This is a genomic window from Streptococcus cristatus (genome assembly GCF_963529205.1).
GTDB classification, from domain to species: Bacteria; Bacillota; Bacilli; order Lactobacillales; family Streptococcaceae; genus Streptococcus; species Streptococcus cristatus_O.
On record NZ_CAURYF010000016.1, the window covers coordinates 26861 to 43089 of the forward strand.

18 protein-coding genes and 1 riboswitch are annotated in these 16229 nt (G+C 42.0%); of the genes, 1 reads left to right on the plus strand and 17 read right to left on the minus strand.

The genetic code is table 11. From position 1 onward, the window contains the following. Positions 1-158: 158 nt before the first annotated feature. The 9 genes from der to RWS39_RS04960 form a co-directional block, all read right to left on the minus strand. Complete coding sequence (gene der, locus RWS39_RS04920) at positions 159-1469, minus strand: ribosome biogenesis GTPase Der (RefSeq protein WP_314481100.1); 1311 nt, start codon at positions 1467-1469, stop codon at positions 159-161. Between the two features lie 42 nt (positions 1470-1511). Continuing rightward, on the minus strand, positions 1512-2228 hold the full coding sequence (locus tag RWS39_RS04925) for an NADPH-dependent oxidoreductase (RefSeq protein WP_314481102.1): 717 nt from the start codon (positions 2226-2228) through the stop codon (positions 1512-1514). Continuing rightward, entirely contained in the window at positions 2225-3124 is a 900-nt protein-coding gene (dnaI, locus tag RWS39_RS04930) for a primosomal protein DnaI (RefSeq protein ID WP_314481104.1), read from the minus strand. The genes RWS39_RS04925 and dnaI overlap by 4 nt, the downstream gene beginning before the upstream one ends. Continuing rightward, a complete protein-coding gene (locus tag RWS39_RS04935) occupies positions 3125-4279 on the minus strand; it encodes a replication initiation and membrane attachment family protein (protein WP_314481107.1) in 1155 nt (384 codons plus the stop codon). Between the two features lie 6 nt (positions 4280-4285). After that, a complete protein-coding gene (gene nrdR, locus RWS39_RS04940; protein ID WP_314481109.1) occupies positions 4286-4759 on the minus strand; it encodes a transcriptional regulator NrdR in 474 nt (157 codons plus the stop codon). Positions 4760-4907: 148 nt separating this feature from the next. Continuing rightward, complete coding sequence (locus tag RWS39_RS04945; RefSeq protein WP_314481112.1) at positions 4908-6239, minus strand: alanine/glycine:cation symporter family protein; 1332 nt, start codon at positions 6237-6239, stop codon at positions 4908-4910. 90 nt (positions 6240-6329) lie between these two features. Then, positions 6330-6419, minus strand: a riboswitch (glycine riboswitch). Between the two features lie 168 nt (positions 6420-6587). Continuing rightward, on the minus strand, positions 6588-6902 hold the full coding sequence (trxA, locus tag RWS39_RS04950) for a thioredoxin (protein WP_045498501.1): 315 nt from the start codon (positions 6900-6902) through the stop codon (positions 6588-6590). Positions 6903-6991: 89 nt separating this feature from the next. Continuing rightward, positions 6992-7399, minus strand: a complete 408-nt coding sequence (locus RWS39_RS04955; protein ID WP_125373804.1) for an SRPBCC family protein — start codon at positions 7397-7399, stop codon at positions 6992-6994. A gap of 99 nt (positions 7400-7498) precedes the next feature. Then, a complete protein-coding gene (locus tag RWS39_RS04960) occupies positions 7499-8245 on the minus strand; it encodes a LysR family transcriptional regulator (protein WP_125373803.1) in 747 nt (248 codons plus the stop codon). A 108-nt stretch (positions 8246-8353) separates the two neighbouring features. Here RWS39_RS04960 and RWS39_RS04965 point away from each other — a divergent pair, with 108 nt between their 5' ends. After that, positions 8354-8872: a DUF4865 family protein gene (locus RWS39_RS04965; protein ID WP_314481117.1), complete on the plus strand. Its 519-nt coding sequence runs from the start codon at positions 8354-8356 to the stop codon at positions 8870-8872. A 161-nt stretch (positions 8873-9033) separates the two neighbouring features. Here RWS39_RS04965 and trxA (RWS39_RS04970) read toward each other — a convergent pair whose 3' ends face one another. From trxA (RWS39_RS04970) to RWS39_RS05005, 8 genes are all read right to left on the minus strand, one after another. Then, positions 9034-9348: a thioredoxin gene (gene trxA / locus RWS39_RS04970; protein ID WP_002898369.1), complete on the minus strand. Its 315-nt coding sequence runs from the start codon at positions 9346-9348 to the stop codon at positions 9034-9036. A gap of 93 nt (positions 9349-9441) precedes the next feature. Beyond that, positions 9442-11775 carry an endonuclease MutS2 gene (locus RWS39_RS04975; protein WP_314481119.1) on the minus strand — a complete coding sequence of 778 codons (2334 nt, stop codon included), beginning with the start codon at positions 11773-11775 and terminating at the stop codon, positions 9442-9444. 69 nt (positions 11776-11844) lie between these two features. Next, positions 11845-12396: a CvpA family protein gene (locus RWS39_RS04980; RefSeq protein ID WP_314481121.1), complete on the minus strand. Its 552-nt coding sequence runs from the start codon at positions 12394-12396 to the stop codon at positions 11845-11847. Then, positions 12396-12698 (minus strand): cell division protein ZapA, encoded by a 303-nt coding sequence (gene zapA, locus RWS39_RS04985; RefSeq protein WP_125372347.1) that lies wholly within the window; start codon positions 12696-12698, stop codon positions 12396-12398. The genes RWS39_RS04980 and zapA overlap by 1 nt, the downstream gene beginning before the upstream one ends. Positions 12699-12773: 75 nt before the next feature. Further along, positions 12774-13184, minus strand: coding sequence for a GNAT family N-acetyltransferase (locus tag RWS39_RS04990; protein WP_314481124.1), 411 nt, complete (start codon positions 13182-13184; stop codon positions 12774-12776). 220 nt (positions 13185-13404) lie between these two features. After that, positions 13405-14190: an ABC transporter permease gene (locus RWS39_RS04995; protein ID WP_314481126.1), complete on the minus strand. Its 786-nt coding sequence runs from the start codon at positions 14188-14190 to the stop codon at positions 13405-13407. 1 nt (position 14191) lies between these two features. Further along, a complete protein-coding gene (locus RWS39_RS05000; protein WP_314481128.1) occupies positions 14192-15010 on the minus strand; it encodes an ABC transporter permease in 819 nt (272 codons plus the stop codon). Position 15011: 1 nt separating this feature from the next. Then, positions 15012-16004, minus strand: a complete 993-nt coding sequence (locus tag RWS39_RS05005; protein ID WP_314481130.1) for an ABC transporter ATP-binding protein — start codon at positions 16002-16004, stop codon at positions 15012-15014. Between the last annotated feature and the right edge of the window lie 225 nt (positions 16005-16229).

Genomic DNA, 16229 nt, shown 5'->3' on the forward strand with positions numbered 1-16229 from the left:
AAAATGAGAGAAACTCAATTTTTCCAATTCAGTTTCCCTCATCAGTTCAGTCTATTCCACATTTTGAACTAGCAAGTTTATGGATTTAAGGATAAGCTTCCCTCCATAAATCCCTTGCAATATCCCTTGTTTTCTTTGTAAACAGGCTGAAGCAAGTCCTACTTCCGCTTCCTTGCAATCAGGTGAATCGGTGTTCCTTCAAAGACAAAGGCCTTGCGGATTTGATTTTCCAAGAAACGCAGGTAAGAGAAGTGCATGAGCTCTTCTTCGTTGACAAAGATGACAAAGGTTGGCGGTTTTATCGCCACTTGAGTCGCATAAAAAATCTTCAGACGCTTGCCCTTGTCAGTCGGTGTCGGATTGATGGCGATGGCATCCATGATGACATCATTGAGTACCGCAGACGGAATACGGGTATTTTGACTCTGACTGATTTGCTTAATCATGTCCGGCAGCTTATGGAGACGCTGCTTGGTCAGGGCAGAGACAAAGATAATCGGGGCATAAGACAAGTACTGGAACTGGTCGCGGATATCCTCTTCCCAGTCTTTCATGGTATGATTGTCTTTTTCCAGTGTATCCCACTTATTAACAACGATGATCATTCCTTTTCCTGCCTCATGGGCGAAGCCAGCGATTCGCTTATCGTATTCACGAATTCCTTCTTCGGCATTGAGTACCATCAGAACGACATCTGAGCGATCAATCGCCCGCATAGCCCGCATGACAGAGTATTTCTCCGTATTTTCATAGACCTTGCCTGACTTGCGCATACCAGCCGTGTCGATCATGGTAAATTCCTGACCTTCACTGTCTGTAAAGACCGTATCAATAGCATCGCGTGTGGTACCGGCCACTGGACTGGCAATGACCCGATCCTCACCCAAGATAGCATTGATCAAGCTAGACTTGCCGACATTAGGACGGCCAATCAAGCTAAACTTAATCATATCAGGATTTTCAACCACTTCCTCATGTGGAAGATTTTCAACGATAGCATCCAGAACATCCCCTGTACCAATCCCATGGACAGAAGATACAGGGAATGGATCTCCCAAGCCCAGCGCATAGAAATCATAGATTTCATTGCGCATTTCGGGATTATCCACCTTATTGACCGCTAAAATAATCGGTTTGTGAGTCTTATAAAGCATGCGAGCCACATACTCGTCCGCATCCGTGATACCTTCTTTGCCGGACACGACAAAAACGATGACATCAGCCTCGTCCATAGCGATTTCAGCTTGGTGTTTGATTTGCTCCATAAAAGGTGCATCAACATCGTCAATTCCGCCCGTATCAATGATACTAAACTTACGATTCAGCCAATCTGCCGTCGCATAGATTCGGTCACGGGTGACTCCTTCCACGTCTTCGACAATGGAAATCCGCTCTCCAGCAATCCGATTAAAAAGCGTTGATTTGCCGACATTAGGACGGCCGACAATGGCAATAGTTGGTAAAGCCATGTTTTTCCTCTTTCATTCTTTGAGACAGAGTTGAGCTCCGCCTTAGTTTTCTAATTTCTTTTCTTTGAACAGTTGATCAATCTCTTGATTTGGCTCCTGACCAAATTGAGCTGCCAAACGCTGGCTCCAAGTATCCTGTGCCCGCTCACCAGCATACTCAGCCTGCACACGGTCATAGGCCTCGATGACTGAGCTGAGTTGCTCACAGTATTCTTCTTCAAAGACCACCGCTTCATAAGGCAGACGTGGCTTGACAGCATGGTTTTGATTAGGCTTTCCTAAAGCCATGCCGAAAACTGGATAAGTATAGTCTGGCAGATTAAAGAGCTGGGCAATTTTTGAAGCTTCATAGCGAACTAAACCAATAATAACACCGCCATAACCCAGACTTTCAGCTGCCAAGAGGGTATTTTGCCCTGCCAAAGCAGCATCTACCGAGCTAATGAGAATATTTTCAGTTCCCTCAGGATGGAAATCTTCTGTATGTAGGGCAGCTCCCTTTTCAGCTCGATTGAGGTCGCCAACAAAAAGCAGGAAAGCCGAAGATTGCCGAATGGCTTCTTGGGGAACCAGGTCAAAGAGGGCTTCTTTTTTCTCTTTGCTTCGCACCACAATGATCGAATAGGACTGGAAGTTTTTCCAACTGGAAGCAGCACGTCCAGCATCGATCATAGCGCGTAGTTCTTCATCTGAGATCTGCTCTTCCGTAAAGCGCCGAACAGACGTATGAGCCTTCATCAAGTTAATTGTTTCATTCATCGACGATTCTCTCCTTCTAGGTGTACTTCTTGAGCTAAAAACTTAATCCGCTCCATAACTCGCTTAGCCTGCCAAGTCTCATCGCCATTCTTAGAGTTGGCAAAGTGACGCTCCAAATCCGCAAAACTAAAGTTAGAAGTGAAGAAAGTTGGCAGATTTTCCTGCATACGGTGCTGGAGGATAACTTGTAAAATCTCATCTCTCATCCATGGGCTAGACTGCTCTGCACCGATATCGTCCAAAATCAGCACTTGAGCTGTCTTGACTTGGTCAATCTTTTCCTTTACCAAGCCAGAACTGATAGCATTCTTAACATCCAAAACAAAGCTCGGATAGTGGAGAAGAGTCGTTGACACACTGCGTTTTTCTGACAAATCATGTGCCAGCGCAGCCATCATGTAGCTCTTACCCACGCCGAAATCTCCGTAGAGATAGACAGCCTTCTGATAATGCGGAAATTCCGCAACAAAACTGGTCAAGAGCTCGAAAGCTTTGTAGCGACCGACATCGTCTAAATCCACTTTGGCCAAACTAGCCTCTTTTAAACTAGCTGGCAGATTGATAAGGTTGAGACGGCTTCTAATCGCTTCCTGTCTCTCCTGCTCAATCAACTCAGGCGTTTCCGCATAGGCAACATCCGCATAGCCTTCATTTTTCACTAAAATCGGCTTATAACCCTTGGCAATATAGTTCTGATCTTCTAGCAGGAAGCGATCTCGTTCGGTAATGTATTGATTGAACTTAGAAATGCTCCGCTGAATTTCAGTTGGAGACAGTTGTTCTCGACTGATAAAGTCAGCGATATCTGGATCTGCTAAAATCTGCTGGACCAATTTTTGATAATCAAACTGCTTCACTTTATTCATATGAGGCATTGCCTGTCCTATTTTTTCCATTTAATCGCCTCCCTCTTCCAGTCTCGCTAAAAGCCTTCTTTTTTGTTCTTCTAGTTCCGCTTGTTTTTCTAAGCTAGTTTCATTCTTGTAATCCGGCTGACTCCAGTTCGGCACATTGCTTTTAGCAGCAGCTGGGCTGACTTGCGCAGGACGACTGTTCGTCTGCTGGTTGCGTTCACGGATTTTCAGGACCGCCTCTTCAGCCGAGGTCACCTTTTGATAAGAAAAGTCATTAGCCACCTTGAGGGCATACTTCTCATTGAGATTGGCCGAATCCACCTTATTAAAAGTCAATAGCAGGATGATATTGATAACTTCATCCAACAGTCCCATCTCTGCCAAATCCTGAATCAGTTTCCGTTCACTACGCGTAATGGCCGCTTGACGGGTTTTCTTGATTTCGGCCAAAAAGAGCAGCGGCTGCTTGCTTTTAGCTTCACGGATAATAGACTGCTCTTGCGGAGAAAAATCTCCCGAAACTGGTTTTTGCTGAATCTTTTGCTGCATCCGTTTCGTCGAAATCACATGTGACACAGCTGTTTCACGCGCTAAGACATAGGTCTCATACCAAGTCCATTTCTTCTGCTCCGCAATAGCAAACAAGTCCAAGAGATCCGATTTTTCATCCGCAAAACGCAAGCCATCCTGAGCCATTCTCTGTTTAAAATGCGTCAAGTCAAAATCATTCTGGCGACTGGTTCTCGTCGGACCGACCTCTTCCATGCCATAAATCTGGCTAAAAGAAGCACCGATTTTTTGTCCAGCTGGATTTTCTGGTCGTAGCTTGTCTACTGCCGCCTGACCAATCTTTTTCTCCAAAAGACTACTGTACACATGATGAGCAAAGAAGTCCTCAGCTGACAAGGTTGGATAGAGTCGGATGAAAAATCCCGTTTCCGTCTGGAAAAGCTCTAGCAAGCCAATAGCTGATAGGCGCTCCAAGCTTCTCTCCAACACTTCCATACCAAAATCAAGATGATTTAAAATATGGCTGAAAAGTCGCTGCTGAGTTCCATTATCCCAAAAAGAAACCAGATAAAGATAAAGCGCCACTGCATCCTTGCCCACAATAGGTAGATAATAACGGGTCAGCCCGCTCATATCTTGACTGACCTGGTTATTAGACAAGAAAGAAAAATGATCATTTGGTTTCATAAGCCATTATTTTTCCTTTTTCTTCTTAGAACCCTTGGTAATCTGCTTCAAAAGGCTTTCCAGCTCGCCAACATCTTTGAAACTCCGATAAACACTGGCAAAACGGACATAGGTAATTTCATCCAGCTCGGCCAGCTCATCCATGACCAGAGAGCCAATATATTCGCTAGCAATTTCATTTTCGCTCTGACTGCGAAGTTTTTGCTCAATCCGATTGACCAGTTCTTCAATCTCTTCACTTGAGACCGGACGCTTCTGAGCGGAGCGGATGATTCCGTTAAAGATCTTATCCCGAGAAAATTGCTCACGCGTTCCATCTTTTTTGACAACGACTAGGGTTCTTTCTTCCACGCGCTCATAAGTTGTAAAACGATGCTGGCATTCCTCGCATTCACGGCGACGACGGATTGTATTTCCATCTTCTGCCTGCCGGCTGTCAACCACACTTGATTTGCTTCCGCCACATTTGGGACAACGCATGTCATTTCCTCCTAGAATCTTAATACTTCATTATACCATGTTTTGACCAATAACAAAAGACGAGAGATTTCTCGCCCATAAAAAAACTAAAGCTGGCAAAGCAGCTTTAGCAAGAAAATCTTCTTTCAAAAATCCAGCAAATGGAAACTCAGCCCTTCTTGTCAAAATACTTTTTGGTTTCGGAAATAATAACAGGAGATAAGACCAAAAGAGCAATCAGATTTGGTAAGGCCATCAAGGCATTGACAATATCAGCAATGACCCAAACTGCTTCTAACTCGATAAAGCCCCCTAAGAGCACCATAGCGACAAAGATGATTCGGTACAAGCGAATATATTTGACACCAAAAAGAAACTCAAAGCAGCGCTCACCGTAGTAGTTCCATCCTAAAATAGTGGTAAAAGCAAACAGAACTAGAAAAACGGATAGAAGGATTGGACCAAAATTAGCAAAGACAGTCGCAAAGGCTGCCTGAGTCAAGGACACACCATTGAGATTGCCATTCCAAACTCCTGTGATTAAAATTGTTAGACCTGTCAGACTACAAATAATCAGAGTATCAATAAAGGTTCCCGTCATCGAAATCAAGCCTTGCTCGACCGGTTCCTTAGTCTTAGCTGCCGCCGCCGCAATAGGTGCTGATCCTAAACCAGATTCATTGGAGAATACTCCGCGTGCGACCCCATTTTGAATCGCCATCTGGATGGTTGCACCAGCAAAGCCACCAACAGCAGCCGTCTGGCTAAAGGCAGAACTAAAGACTAGCTGGAGAGTTGGCAGCAGGCGATCTAGATTGACTGCTAACATAGTCACAGTCCCCAAGATATAAATAGCTGCCATAAAAGGCACAACCTTGGTCGACACTCGAGCAATCGACTGGATGCCGCTAAAAATAACTAGAGCTACTAAAATAGCCAAAATTGAGGCAGTCACAGCTGGAGGCAACTTAATCGTATTCTGCATAGCTTCTGTAATGGAATTCACCTGCGTAAAGGTTCCAATCCCTAAAAGAGCCACCAAGACACCCGCTACAGCGAAGAATATAGCCAGCGGACGCCATTTTTCTCCCATTCCTAATAGGATATAATGCATGGGACCACCAGCAACTGCCCCGTGGGCATCCTTGGAACGATACTTGATCGCTAATAAACCTTCGGCATACTTGGTTGCCATTCCAAAGAAAGCAGCTAGCCACATCCAAAACAAGGCACCCGGTCCACCAACTTTTATGGCAGTCGCTACACCGATAATATTCCCCGTGCCAACCGTGGCTGCCAAAGCTGTACAAAGAGCAGCAAAGCTTGACACGTCTCCATGATGATCCTCTCCAGATACAAAAATTAAGCGAAAGGCGCGAGAAAGACGCGAAATCTGTAGCCCCCTCAGACGAAGCGTCAGATAAAGCCCTGTTCCAACTAATAAAATCAAGAGGGGAGGCCCCCAGACCAAAGAATCAATTTGATTCAGCAACTTCAACATAAGTCTTATGCTCCTTTTCCACACCGAGAAAAAGAAAAGTACATGTTTACACATGTACTCTGGATGCCTGAGAATGACCGACTCCTGTCCTTCCCTTGCTCTGTCCTTTTACCTGAGAGTTTGAGCAGTTGCCTGCCTTGCCCCTTCGGTGCCAATCATGGTCTCTCCAGAGTTCCGTCCATTTCACAGTCATAAGGTTCAAACGCTTATTTCTGAAAAACTTCATTCGGTGTTTATTCTAAATTTTCTATTATTTTAAAATAATATTCGTTTTTTGTCAATGTTTTATGAAAAACTTTGAAGATGTAAGCGCTTTTTGACATAAAAAGAAGCCCTGGGGCTTCTTTCTTAGCTTAACTCCGCCAAAATAGCCTTCAATTGCTCCTTCGTATGAACACCAGCCACTTGCTTCACGACTTGACCGTCTTTCTTGAACAGAAGGGTCGGAATGGACATAATGCCAAATTCACGGGCAGTATTTGGATTTTCATCCACATCCATTTTAAGGATTTTCAGTTCATCTTCATGAACTTCCCCTGCCAACTGCTCCAAGATAGGCGCCTGCATACGACATGGACCGCACCAAGTTGCCCAAAAATCAATCAGAACCAGTCCGTCTTTTGTCTCTTCAGCGAATGTTGCATCTGTAACTGCTGCTACCATAAATCTTCTCCTTTGAATAGCTTACTTTTGATATCATTGTACACTAAATTTAGAAAAATAAAAAAATTCTCTAGCAAAGTAGAGAATTCTTATTTTTCCAAACAATTTTTTAAAATAAAAATAGATTGAGGGACATCTGAGAAAACTTGGATTAAAAATTCCAAATGTTGCTGATCTATGCTATCTAAAGCTACGGTGTGCTTGACATTTACAGTGCCATCATTATTCTCAATGATCTGATGACCAAAAAGGATATCTCCAAACGGGGTCGCTGTTTTATCCCAAAATTCCTCAAAGGGCTTGACAAGTGTCAGCTGATATTCCATTGGGGGCATTCCTTCGAGTTCCATCATCCCACAAGATCCTGTCTTAAATTCACCATTTAATGTAATATTTTTTAAATCTTCTTCCCAGTCATACCACTTTTCAATATTTTCATAGTAGGCCCATACATCTTCTTTTGATGCTTTTATGGTTAAACTAAAACTAAATTCCATTATAAAATCTCCTTTATAATATGTATGCTTATTATAAGTGTATTTATCAAATTTGTCAAATGGTTTCCCACTCTAGCATTAGCATTTCTTCTAAATGAGCTACCTGCTTTGGTTCTTCTTTTCATACTGATAAAATGGAATCAGAACGATGTCTTGGTCGTATGGCTTGATTTTCGCTCTCTTATTTAACCATTTAGGCAATAGTGCGATTCCTTTCCCGTTTTCAACTAAGCTGATAATGTTCTCAAAAGAATCAATTTCTACAACTGATTTTAAATGAGCAAACTTCATTAAGCTTTGTTTTCTAAAAGGGCAATTTTTATCTTTATTAACGAATATAGGCATTTCCTCAGTAGCCTTTATATTGCTCGAACAAGCATAAACTGACTCGATATGCCCGATAGTCTCATCATAATGCTTTAAATTTTCAATTTTTTGAAAGCAAAAAATTTTATCAAAGTCTTCCTGATGAGCAATGATTGGTATATCCGAAGTTTTTTGGATATTGATCTCACTTTTATTCAAATCAATTGTTTGTGAATTATTAATATCGTGATTGAATAATAATTCTGAAATTAAGATGGATATTTTCGAGGTTTCACATTTCTTTTTTAATTTCTCTAAATTGTTAGAAGTTTCCTTACAAAATTGATAAAATAAGTCTCCACTTTTTGTCGGAACTAAACCATTATATTTTCTGTAAAATAATTTCGTATCTAATTCAGTTTCAAGCACTTTCAATCTAGCGCTGAGATTAGATTGCGCATATTGTAAGATCTTTGAACTTTTGTTTATTGATCTTGTCTCATAGATCGTCACAAAAATGCTCATATCATTAAAATTCATTTAAAACACCCTATCACTTTTTATGATAATTATATCATTTTTAAGTATTATTCAACATGATATAAATTATTTATACTATCAATAGTTAATTAGAAAAGGGGTGCTGAAATGCAAGCAATGCAATATACTATAAAATTACCATCAGATTATGATATGGATATCATTAGACAACGTGTCCGAAATACAGGTCATTTGATGGATGGATTCGACGATTTATTTTTCAAAGTTTATTTAATCTCTGAAAAGTCTGAAGGCCAATTATTTAATAGTTATTGTCCACTATATATCTGGAAAAATACTAACGGAATGACAAAATTCATATTTGATGGTTACTTTGATCATATTTTAAATTCTTTTGGCTGGCAGAATATTGAAATCGGAGTGACTTCATCAGTCGAAATATCTGATCATTTTGACTCAAGTAAATATGCTACATTAGAAGTCATTGATATAGAAGCGTCTGAAAGTTTAAAATCCTTTACCATTCACGAGCAAATGCAAAACAACGAAAGTGGCAAAGTCGTTATTTTCAATCCTGATAAATGGAAAAAATGTATTTTTACTTTTTATACCAATAAACCCGATACACAACTACCAACATTTGAAATTTTACATATTTCACAATAAGTAGCATATGATAAGTAATAGGGAAATGCCTGAGCAAACAATTTTTCATTTTTTTGCACACTATGACAGTATACTTGCTCTTCCCAAAATTGTATGACCTTTACTGTCATCGGCTAAATGAAAAAATCGTTACGACATGTAACGATTTTTTGGCTATGCTATTAACTCAATTCGGCGATAATAGCCTTGAGCTGGTCTTTGGTATGAACACCTGCGACTTGCTTAACGACTTGACCGTCTTTCTTGAACAGAAGGGTCGGAATGGACATAATGCCAAATTCACGGGCAGTATTTGGATTTTCATCCACATCCATTTTAAGGATTTTCAGTTCATCTTCATGAACTTCCCCTGCCAACTGCTCCAAGATAGGCGCCTGCATACGACATGGACCGCACCAAGTTGCCCAAAAATCAATCAGAACCAGTCCGTCTTTTGTCTCTTCAGCGAATGTTGCATCTGTAACTGCTGCTACCATAAATCTTCTCCTTTGAATAGCTTACTTTTGATAATATTGTACACCAAACACAAAGGAAAAGAAAATATTTGCTACGGACTACCCGATGCTTCCCTACTTAAAGATTACAATCGTTGCGCCGCTGCCACCAGCATTTTGCGGGGCATAGCCGAAGGACTTGACCTGCTTGTTGCGGCGGAGATATTTGGTCACCCCTTCACGGATCACACCCGTTCCGATACCGTGGATAATATCCACCTGAGCCATGTTGTTGAGAAGGGCCTGATCGATGAAGGCATCAAGCTCTTCCATGGCCTCTTCGTAGCGTTTGCCGCGCAGATCCAGTCTAGCTCTTGGACCATTGGTATTAGTTCGCTTGACCACATTGACCTGCTTGCGCTTAGGCTTCTGCTCCTTTTCAGCCTTGAGAAGATTAAATTCCTGCTCTTCCAGAGTCATCTTGATGAGACCGACCTGAGCTTCCCAGCGGCCGTCCTTGAGCTGCTTGACCAAGGTTCCCCGCTGACCATAGCTGGTCACTAGAATATCGTCTCCCACCTTGGGCGCCCGATTTTTCTTGGCCTGCTTGAGTACCTTATTCTTTGATAAATCAACGGTTTCAGGTGCCAACTTTTTAAGCTGAGCCTTGGCTTCAATAATCTCATGTGGTTTGAGACTGGACTTATCATGGAGATTTTTGAGGATGCTCTCACTCTCTGACAAAGCCAAATCAACGATTTCCTGAGCTTCCAAGCGTGCCTTATTGAGTTCGGTTTCTTTTTCTCGGTTAAATTCATTGTAAAGTTTTTTGAGGGCTCGGTTAAATTTGAGATTTTCCTGCTCCACCTCGCGGATATTATCCAAGCGCTTGCGGCTTTCCAGCGTCTGCTCTTCTAAGCGCTCAATAATCCGATTGACATCACTGTCTGTGTTGGTCTGCTCTTGGGCATGGCCAACGATAACTTCCGCCAAGCCCAAACGCCGAGCGATTTCAAAGGCATTGGAGCGGCCAGGCACTCCCTGCATAAAGCGATAGGTCGGTCTTAAACTATCTGTATCAAATTCCATGCTGGCATTTTCCACCCAGTCCGTCTCAATCCCATAGGCTTTGAGCTCAGGATAGTGGGTCGTCGCCATGGTTTTAATCTGCCTTAGCCGCAAATCTTCCAAGATAGCAATAGCCAGAGCTGCACCCTCTTGCGGGTCAGTTCCAGCTCCTAACTCATCCAGCAGAACCAAACTCTCGCTATCAACCTGCTCTAAAATAGAGACGATATTGGTCATGTGACTAGAGAAAGTCGACAGACTCTGCTCAATCGACTGCTCATCACCAATGTCTGCAAATATCTGACTGAAAATCCCGACGCGACTCCCCTTGTCCGCCAGAATCGGCAGACCGGACTGAGCCATGATCTGAGCCAACCCCAAGGTCTTCAGCATGATGGTCTTACCACCCGTATTAGGCCCTGTAATGACAATCTCTGTCAAGTCCGGCCCGAAATGCAGATCATTAGCCACCGCATTTTCAATCAGTGGATGGCGGACACTGAGCAGTTGGATGTCCTGCTCTTCCGACAGGTCTGGCACCACCGCTCCCGTCTCCTGCATGAAGCGGACCTTGGCACGCACCAGATCTAGATGACCGATAATCCAAGCATTGTTGGCAATTTCAGCCGCATGAGGCCGTATCATATCCGACATGGCCTGCAAAATCCGCTGAATTTCATAGCGCTCGTCTGCCCGACTGATGGCAATCTCTTCATTGAGATTAACCACCGCCCGCGGCTCAATGTAAACCGTACTACCGCTGGCCGAAATATCGTGAACGACGCCTGCAATACGATTACGGTAGGTATTTTTTACAGGCAGTACATTGCGACCATTCCGACTGGCCACCACTTGGTCTGCCAGCATATCACCCTTGGTTTTGAGAATCTCTTGCAGAATATCTCGAACCTGGACTTCATTTTCTTGAATTTTTCGGCGGATACGACTCAACTCTTCACTAGCAAAACTTTCGAGAAAGCCCCCATCGTTGATAGCTTGCAGGCTTCCCTGAATACTAGGAAACTCTACTAGATTGTTAAAAAGACGATCCAAACGCTCCAATTGGACATTTTCCAGATCCTCGTAGAAGGACACCAGCTCATGCGTCACAGCCAAGACCCGCTTGAGGGCTAAAAACTCCTCAATATTAAGGTCGCTATCCAGCTCTAGGCGCTTGGTCAAGCCCCTAATATCCTGAATGGCTCCCAAACTAAAGTGCGGATGTTGCACAAAAATCTGCCGCATATCGGACATTTCCAAAAAAGCAGCAGCAATTGATTCTTTTTTAATGCTTGGCTGGAGCTGCTTTAGCTCCAACTCTCCCAGCTCAGTCAGCAGATAGGGATAAAAAAGCTCCTTAATTTTCTCAAATTCCAAAGTTTCTAAAATTTTATGATTCATCTTGTTCATTCTATTTCTATATGATTTAAACTGAAAAAGAAACTCAGCTACAGGGCAACTGAGTCTTAATTATCCGATAATTTTTGTGACCCAAAGGTCATGTAAAATGGATGAAGTTACAGGCGTATGATTAATAATAAATCGAATCAGCAAACTAGAATTTAAGCGTTCTTGTATAAAGGACATGGGCACAGTAGCTAAAATAGTCAGTCCCATCTCAATAACAAAGAGTGAGATGAAGACCGCAATAGCCCCACTAACCATATTGAAAATTTTGGTATCCCACTTATTCGGATAGGGAATTAAATTTACAAAAATCCCAAAAAAGCGGCCTACTATATAAACAAGGCTGAAAACAAGAAGATAAGCCAGCCCCGCATAAAAAACCTTATCCAGATGAAAAAGTTGGGAACTTGCAAAGAAATAAGTCGAGCTTCCTTTAACAGCGCTAGCATAGGGCACCCACAAGCTGATGGACTTAGCCAAGTCCTGATATAGAGCTCCAGCCACCAGCATGGATACAATCGTCATAGCAGCATAATAACCCTGCAGAACAATCCCACGCGAGTAGCCAATATAAAAGCTCCAAGCTAATATTAGTAAAATAATAATTGCAAACACTATCTTTCCCCTGTATTAGCTGACTTTTCTCTTAATTCGCTAAGCATTTTGTGACGAAGGCTTTCCAATTCTTTTTCCTTATCATCAAACTCAATCTCGCGACTGAGCTGGGTAGATAAACTATTAATCGCCAGCAAAATGGCCAAGACTTCATCATCTGCCGCAGGCATCTGCTCTTTAATAGCCTTATATTTTTCCTTGGCAACCCGCTCCACTTCTTCCATAAAAAGATTATCATGTTCTGTTGTTAAAGTTAAGGTTTTGTTTCCAAATGTAAACTTATATCTATTCAAATTTGCCATAAAATCACCTCATGATATTATACCAAAAATCGCTACATTTGTCAGGTAGAAATCTGCTATCTATCCTTTGATAAATTATAACTCTTTCGTATAATAATATCGCTCACCTGTATAGGGATATTCTTTTAATCTAAACACTTCCTCATAGCCATGCTTTTTATAAAAATCTGGCGCTTGGAAATGAAAAGTATCCACAAATGAATACTTACACTTCCTGTCACGAGCTTCCTCTTCTGCCCTTTGCAAAATATCCGAGCCAAGCCCTTGCCCTCGTAAAGCCTCACTCACATATAAATACTCAATTTCCAGCCAATAACCAAACGTCTCGGCTACCAGACCTCCCATTAAATTTCCGTCCTCATCTTCGACAAAGATATTGAGAGGCTCACTTGTTGAAGCTTCCCGTTTAGAGCGATTATAAGCTCGAATTAAATTTCCAAGTTCTTGTGCTCGTTCAGATTCTTTATTTTCCAATCTCAATTTCATTAGGCTCTCCTTCTTACTTATCAGACAAATCTTAAACCTATTCTACCATTTTAGCAAGATAAGTAGAATTTATTCATTCCAAAAATAAAAATTTGAAAGATAGATACCTTAAAATATATTAGAAAAGACAAGGCAGCAAACCTTGTCCTTATACTGTATCTAATAGTTCTCTTATTCATAGATTTTCTGCATGCATATCGCCCTCTATTTATACTCACTCTTACGATCCTGCACTTTCGTAGGCGTCAAAACCCCTATCCCAAAGTTTGAGGGAAATGAAAAAGCAAACAAGGGAAATCAGAATCAAACCACCAATGTTAAAGAGTCCATTCTTGTCCTGCAAGAAATAGCTGGCAGGGTAGTAGGCCGTAAAGGCGAAAGGCACGATAAAACTAATCAACCAACGAAGAAGCGAATTGTAAATGGAAATCGGGTACTTGGCAAAGTCATTAAACATATAGAAGATGTAAATCATGGCACCTGACTGCTTGGTCCAAAAAGCAATACTGGCTGTCGCAATTTTCAAGGAAGTATAAATCAAGGTCGCAAAAGGAATACAGACTAGGAAAAGCAGGAATTTAGGAAAGGTCCAGCTAATACTGGTGACCGTTGTTGCCAGAAGGATTCCACCAACTAAAAGTTCGCCCAAGGCATCAATCTGAAAGGTCTCGACTAGGATGTGAAAGAGAGGATTGATAGGACGAGTCAGGTATTTGTCAAACTCTCCTTTTCGCACCAAGCGTTGCCCCAGTGCCCAGAGATTGTCAAAAAAGAGATGGTCCAATCCCTTGGGAACCAAGGAAAATCCATAAATGAAAGCTATCTCTTGAAAAGTCCAGCCTTCTAGCGATGGAATGTGTTGAAAGAGTACATTGAGAAACAAGAGGTTCAAGCCTTGGGTCAGGAAGACACCTAACACGCCCACCACAAAATCGACCTTGTATTCCATGATTTGCTTGATGTATTGTCTGATAAAAATCAGATGCATGCGTTGATATTTTTTCATACTAACCTCCTTGAATGGTGATAAATGACTGGACTCTTTTCCAAATCAACTGAGACAAGCCCACCATCACTATGAGCCAGAAGAACTGTAGCAAAAGCGACTGAAGAATCTGACTGGCATCGTATTTCCCAACAATGATCATGACTGGAGTATAAATCAAGGATGAAAAAGGCAAGAAGGACAGAATATCTGAAACGATTTTAGGAAAGAAAGCCAAGGGAATCAAACTTCCAGACATAAAGGCCACTATTGAAGTCTTGAGTAGATTAGAACCCCAAAGATTTTTAAATACAAAGGCTGAAAAACCAAAACAGATATTAAAGAAAAAGTTGATTAGGTAGGCTAGGGTTAAACTAAAGAGATATAGGATGGTTAATCCCAGCACTTCCAAAATCCCTTGCCCAGATAAGATTTTCATCAAAACAATGACAGTTAAAAATGGAAGGCCAACGCTGATAAAAATCAACCACTTGGAACCTAGCTCGGTGAAAAGATAAGAGGCCGCAAAATGAACTGGTCTCAGCAAGCGCATGATAATAGAGCCATCCTTGACCTCCTCTCCAATCATAAAGGAGCTATCAGACCTGGTCAAAAGATTGGTCACAAAACTCATGATGATGTAGAGGGTGATATCTGCCATACTGAATCCCTGAATCAAAGACTCTTGCGACGAATCAAAGACTGCCTTCCAGAGATAAAAGGCCACAAAAGCCCCCATGACATCGCCAATCCGATAGAGAATAAAGTTGACTCGATAGGTAATCAACTCCTGAATCCCTGCATTGATAAAGGGTTTATAACGTCTCCACAATTTGACCATCTTAGAGCTCCTTTCGGTAGAAGCGACGGATAATATCCTCAATATCCGTATCCAACATCTTCAAATCGCGAATTTCAAAATCAGACAGGGTTTGCTTGATAATATCGGCCGACTGGTAGCGGGAACTATCGTATTGAATGTTGAGGCTGTTTCCTTGTCTATCAATGGTCATATCCGAAAAGCCTTCATAGTGAGAAACTAGATGACTTTGACCTGGTAGCAATTCAAAGGAAAGAGTCTTCATCTTTCCAAAGGTCTCCTTGAGCTGGCTCAGCGTTCCATCAAAAATCTCTTGCCCCTTATCAATCATAAAAATCCGATCACAAAGTTGCTCAATGTCGCTCAGGTCATGAGTAGTCAAGAGAATGGTAGTCTCTTCCTCTTGATTGATCTGGGTAATGGCCCGACGAATGTTATCCTTGACCGAAACATCCAAACCAATGGTCGGCTCATCTAAAAAGAGAACCTTAGGATTGTGGAGCAAGGAAGCCGCAATGTCCGCACGCATCCGTTGCCCAAGTGAAAGAGTTCGCACGGGGTCCTTGATAAAATCCTTCAAATCCAAAACTTCATTCAAAAAGTCCATGCGCTTATGGAAAAGCGAATCTGGCACATCGTAAATCTCTTTTAAGACCGTGTAGGTCTCTTGCAGTGCCAAATCCCACCATAGCTGGGTGCGTTGCCCAAAGACAACCCCGATATCTTTGACATAATCTTGACGATTGTCCTGCGGGATTTTGCCGTTAATCCGACAAAAACCAGATGTCGGTTTCAAAATCCCTGTCAGCATTTTGATGGTTGTCGACTTCCCAGCACCATTGGCCCCGATAAAGCCTAAAATCTGCCCCTTGGGAACCTCAAAGGTCAAATCCTTAACCGCTTCAAAGGTCTGCTTTTCAGGATGAATAAAGGAGCGCAAAGCTCCCTTCAAACCAGGTTCCTTCACTGTCTTCACAAAATTTTTCTGAAGATGTCCCACTTCTATCATTGCCATATGTTTCTCCCTTTAGAAAGTCTTCGGTAACTCGTTTCACAATGTTTAATTTAGCACAAAATAAAGAAAAAAGCAAAAAATCAGACGATCTAGCATAACATAAGAAATTATAAATAACCCAAAGATAAAAATTGGTAAAAAAAGACAAGATCCGAAAACCTTGTCTTTATTACTATACCGGCGGCCGGGGTCGAACCGGCACGTCCTTGCGGACACTGGATTTTG

Coding starts and splice junctions, on each gene's coding strand:
- zapA (WP_125372347.1), bottom strand. CDS start 12,698: ATGGCAAATTTGAATAGATATAAGTTTACATTTGGAAACAAAACCTTA.
- RWS39_RS04945 (WP_314481112.1), bottom strand. CDS start 6,239: ATGTTGAAGTTGCTGAATCAAATTGATTCTTTGGTCTGGGGGCCTCCC.
- RWS39_RS05000 (WP_314481128.1), bottom strand. CDS start 15,010: ATGGTCAAATTGTGGAGACGTTATAAACCCTTTATCAATGCAGGGATT.
- der (WP_314481100.1), bottom strand. CDS start 1,469: ATGGCTTTACCAACTATTGCCATTGTCGGCCGTCCTAATGTCGGCAAA.
- RWS39_RS04955 (WP_125373804.1), bottom strand. CDS start 7,399: ATGGAATTTAGTTTTAGTTTAACCATAAAAGCATCAAAAGAAGATGTA.
- trxA (WP_045498501.1), bottom strand. CDS start 6,902: ATGGTAGCAGCAGTTACAGATGCAACATTCGCTGAAGAGACAAAAGAC.
- RWS39_RS04935 (WP_314481107.1), bottom strand. CDS start 4,279: ATGAAACCAAATGATCATTTTTCTTTCTTGTCTAATAACCAGGTCAGT.
- RWS39_RS04995 (WP_314481126.1), bottom strand. CDS start 14,190: ATGAAAAAATATCAACGCATGCATCTGATTTTTATCAGACAATACATC.
- trxA (WP_002898369.1), bottom strand. CDS start 9,348: ATGGTAGCAGCAGTTACAGATGCAACATTCGCTGAAGAGACAAAAGAC.
- dnaI (WP_314481104.1), bottom strand. CDS start 3,124: ATGGAAAAAATAGGACAGGCAATGCCTCATATGAATAAAGTGAAGCAG.
- RWS39_RS04960 (WP_125373803.1), bottom strand. CDS start 8,245: ATGAATTTTAATGATATGAGCATTTTTGTGACGATCTATGAGACAAGA.
- RWS39_RS05005 (WP_314481130.1), bottom strand. CDS start 16,004: ATGGCAATGATAGAAGTGGGACATCTTCAGAAAAATTTTGTGAAGACA.
- nrdR (WP_314481109.1), bottom strand. CDS start 4,759: ATGCGTTGTCCCAAATGTGGCGGAAGCAAATCAAGTGTGGTTGACAGC.
- RWS39_RS04975 (WP_314481119.1), bottom strand. CDS start 11,775: ATGAATCATAAAATTTTAGAAACTTTGGAATTTGAGAAAATTAAGGAG.
- RWS39_RS04990 (WP_314481124.1), bottom strand. CDS start 13,184: ATGAAATTGAGATTGGAAAATAAAGAATCTGAACGAGCACAAGAACTT.
- RWS39_RS04925 (WP_314481102.1), bottom strand. CDS start 2,228: ATGAATGAAACAATTAACTTGATGAAGGCTCATACGTCTGTTCGGCGC.
- RWS39_RS04965 (WP_314481117.1), top strand. CDS start 8,354: ATGCAAGCAATGCAATATACTATAAAATTACCATCAGATTATGATATG.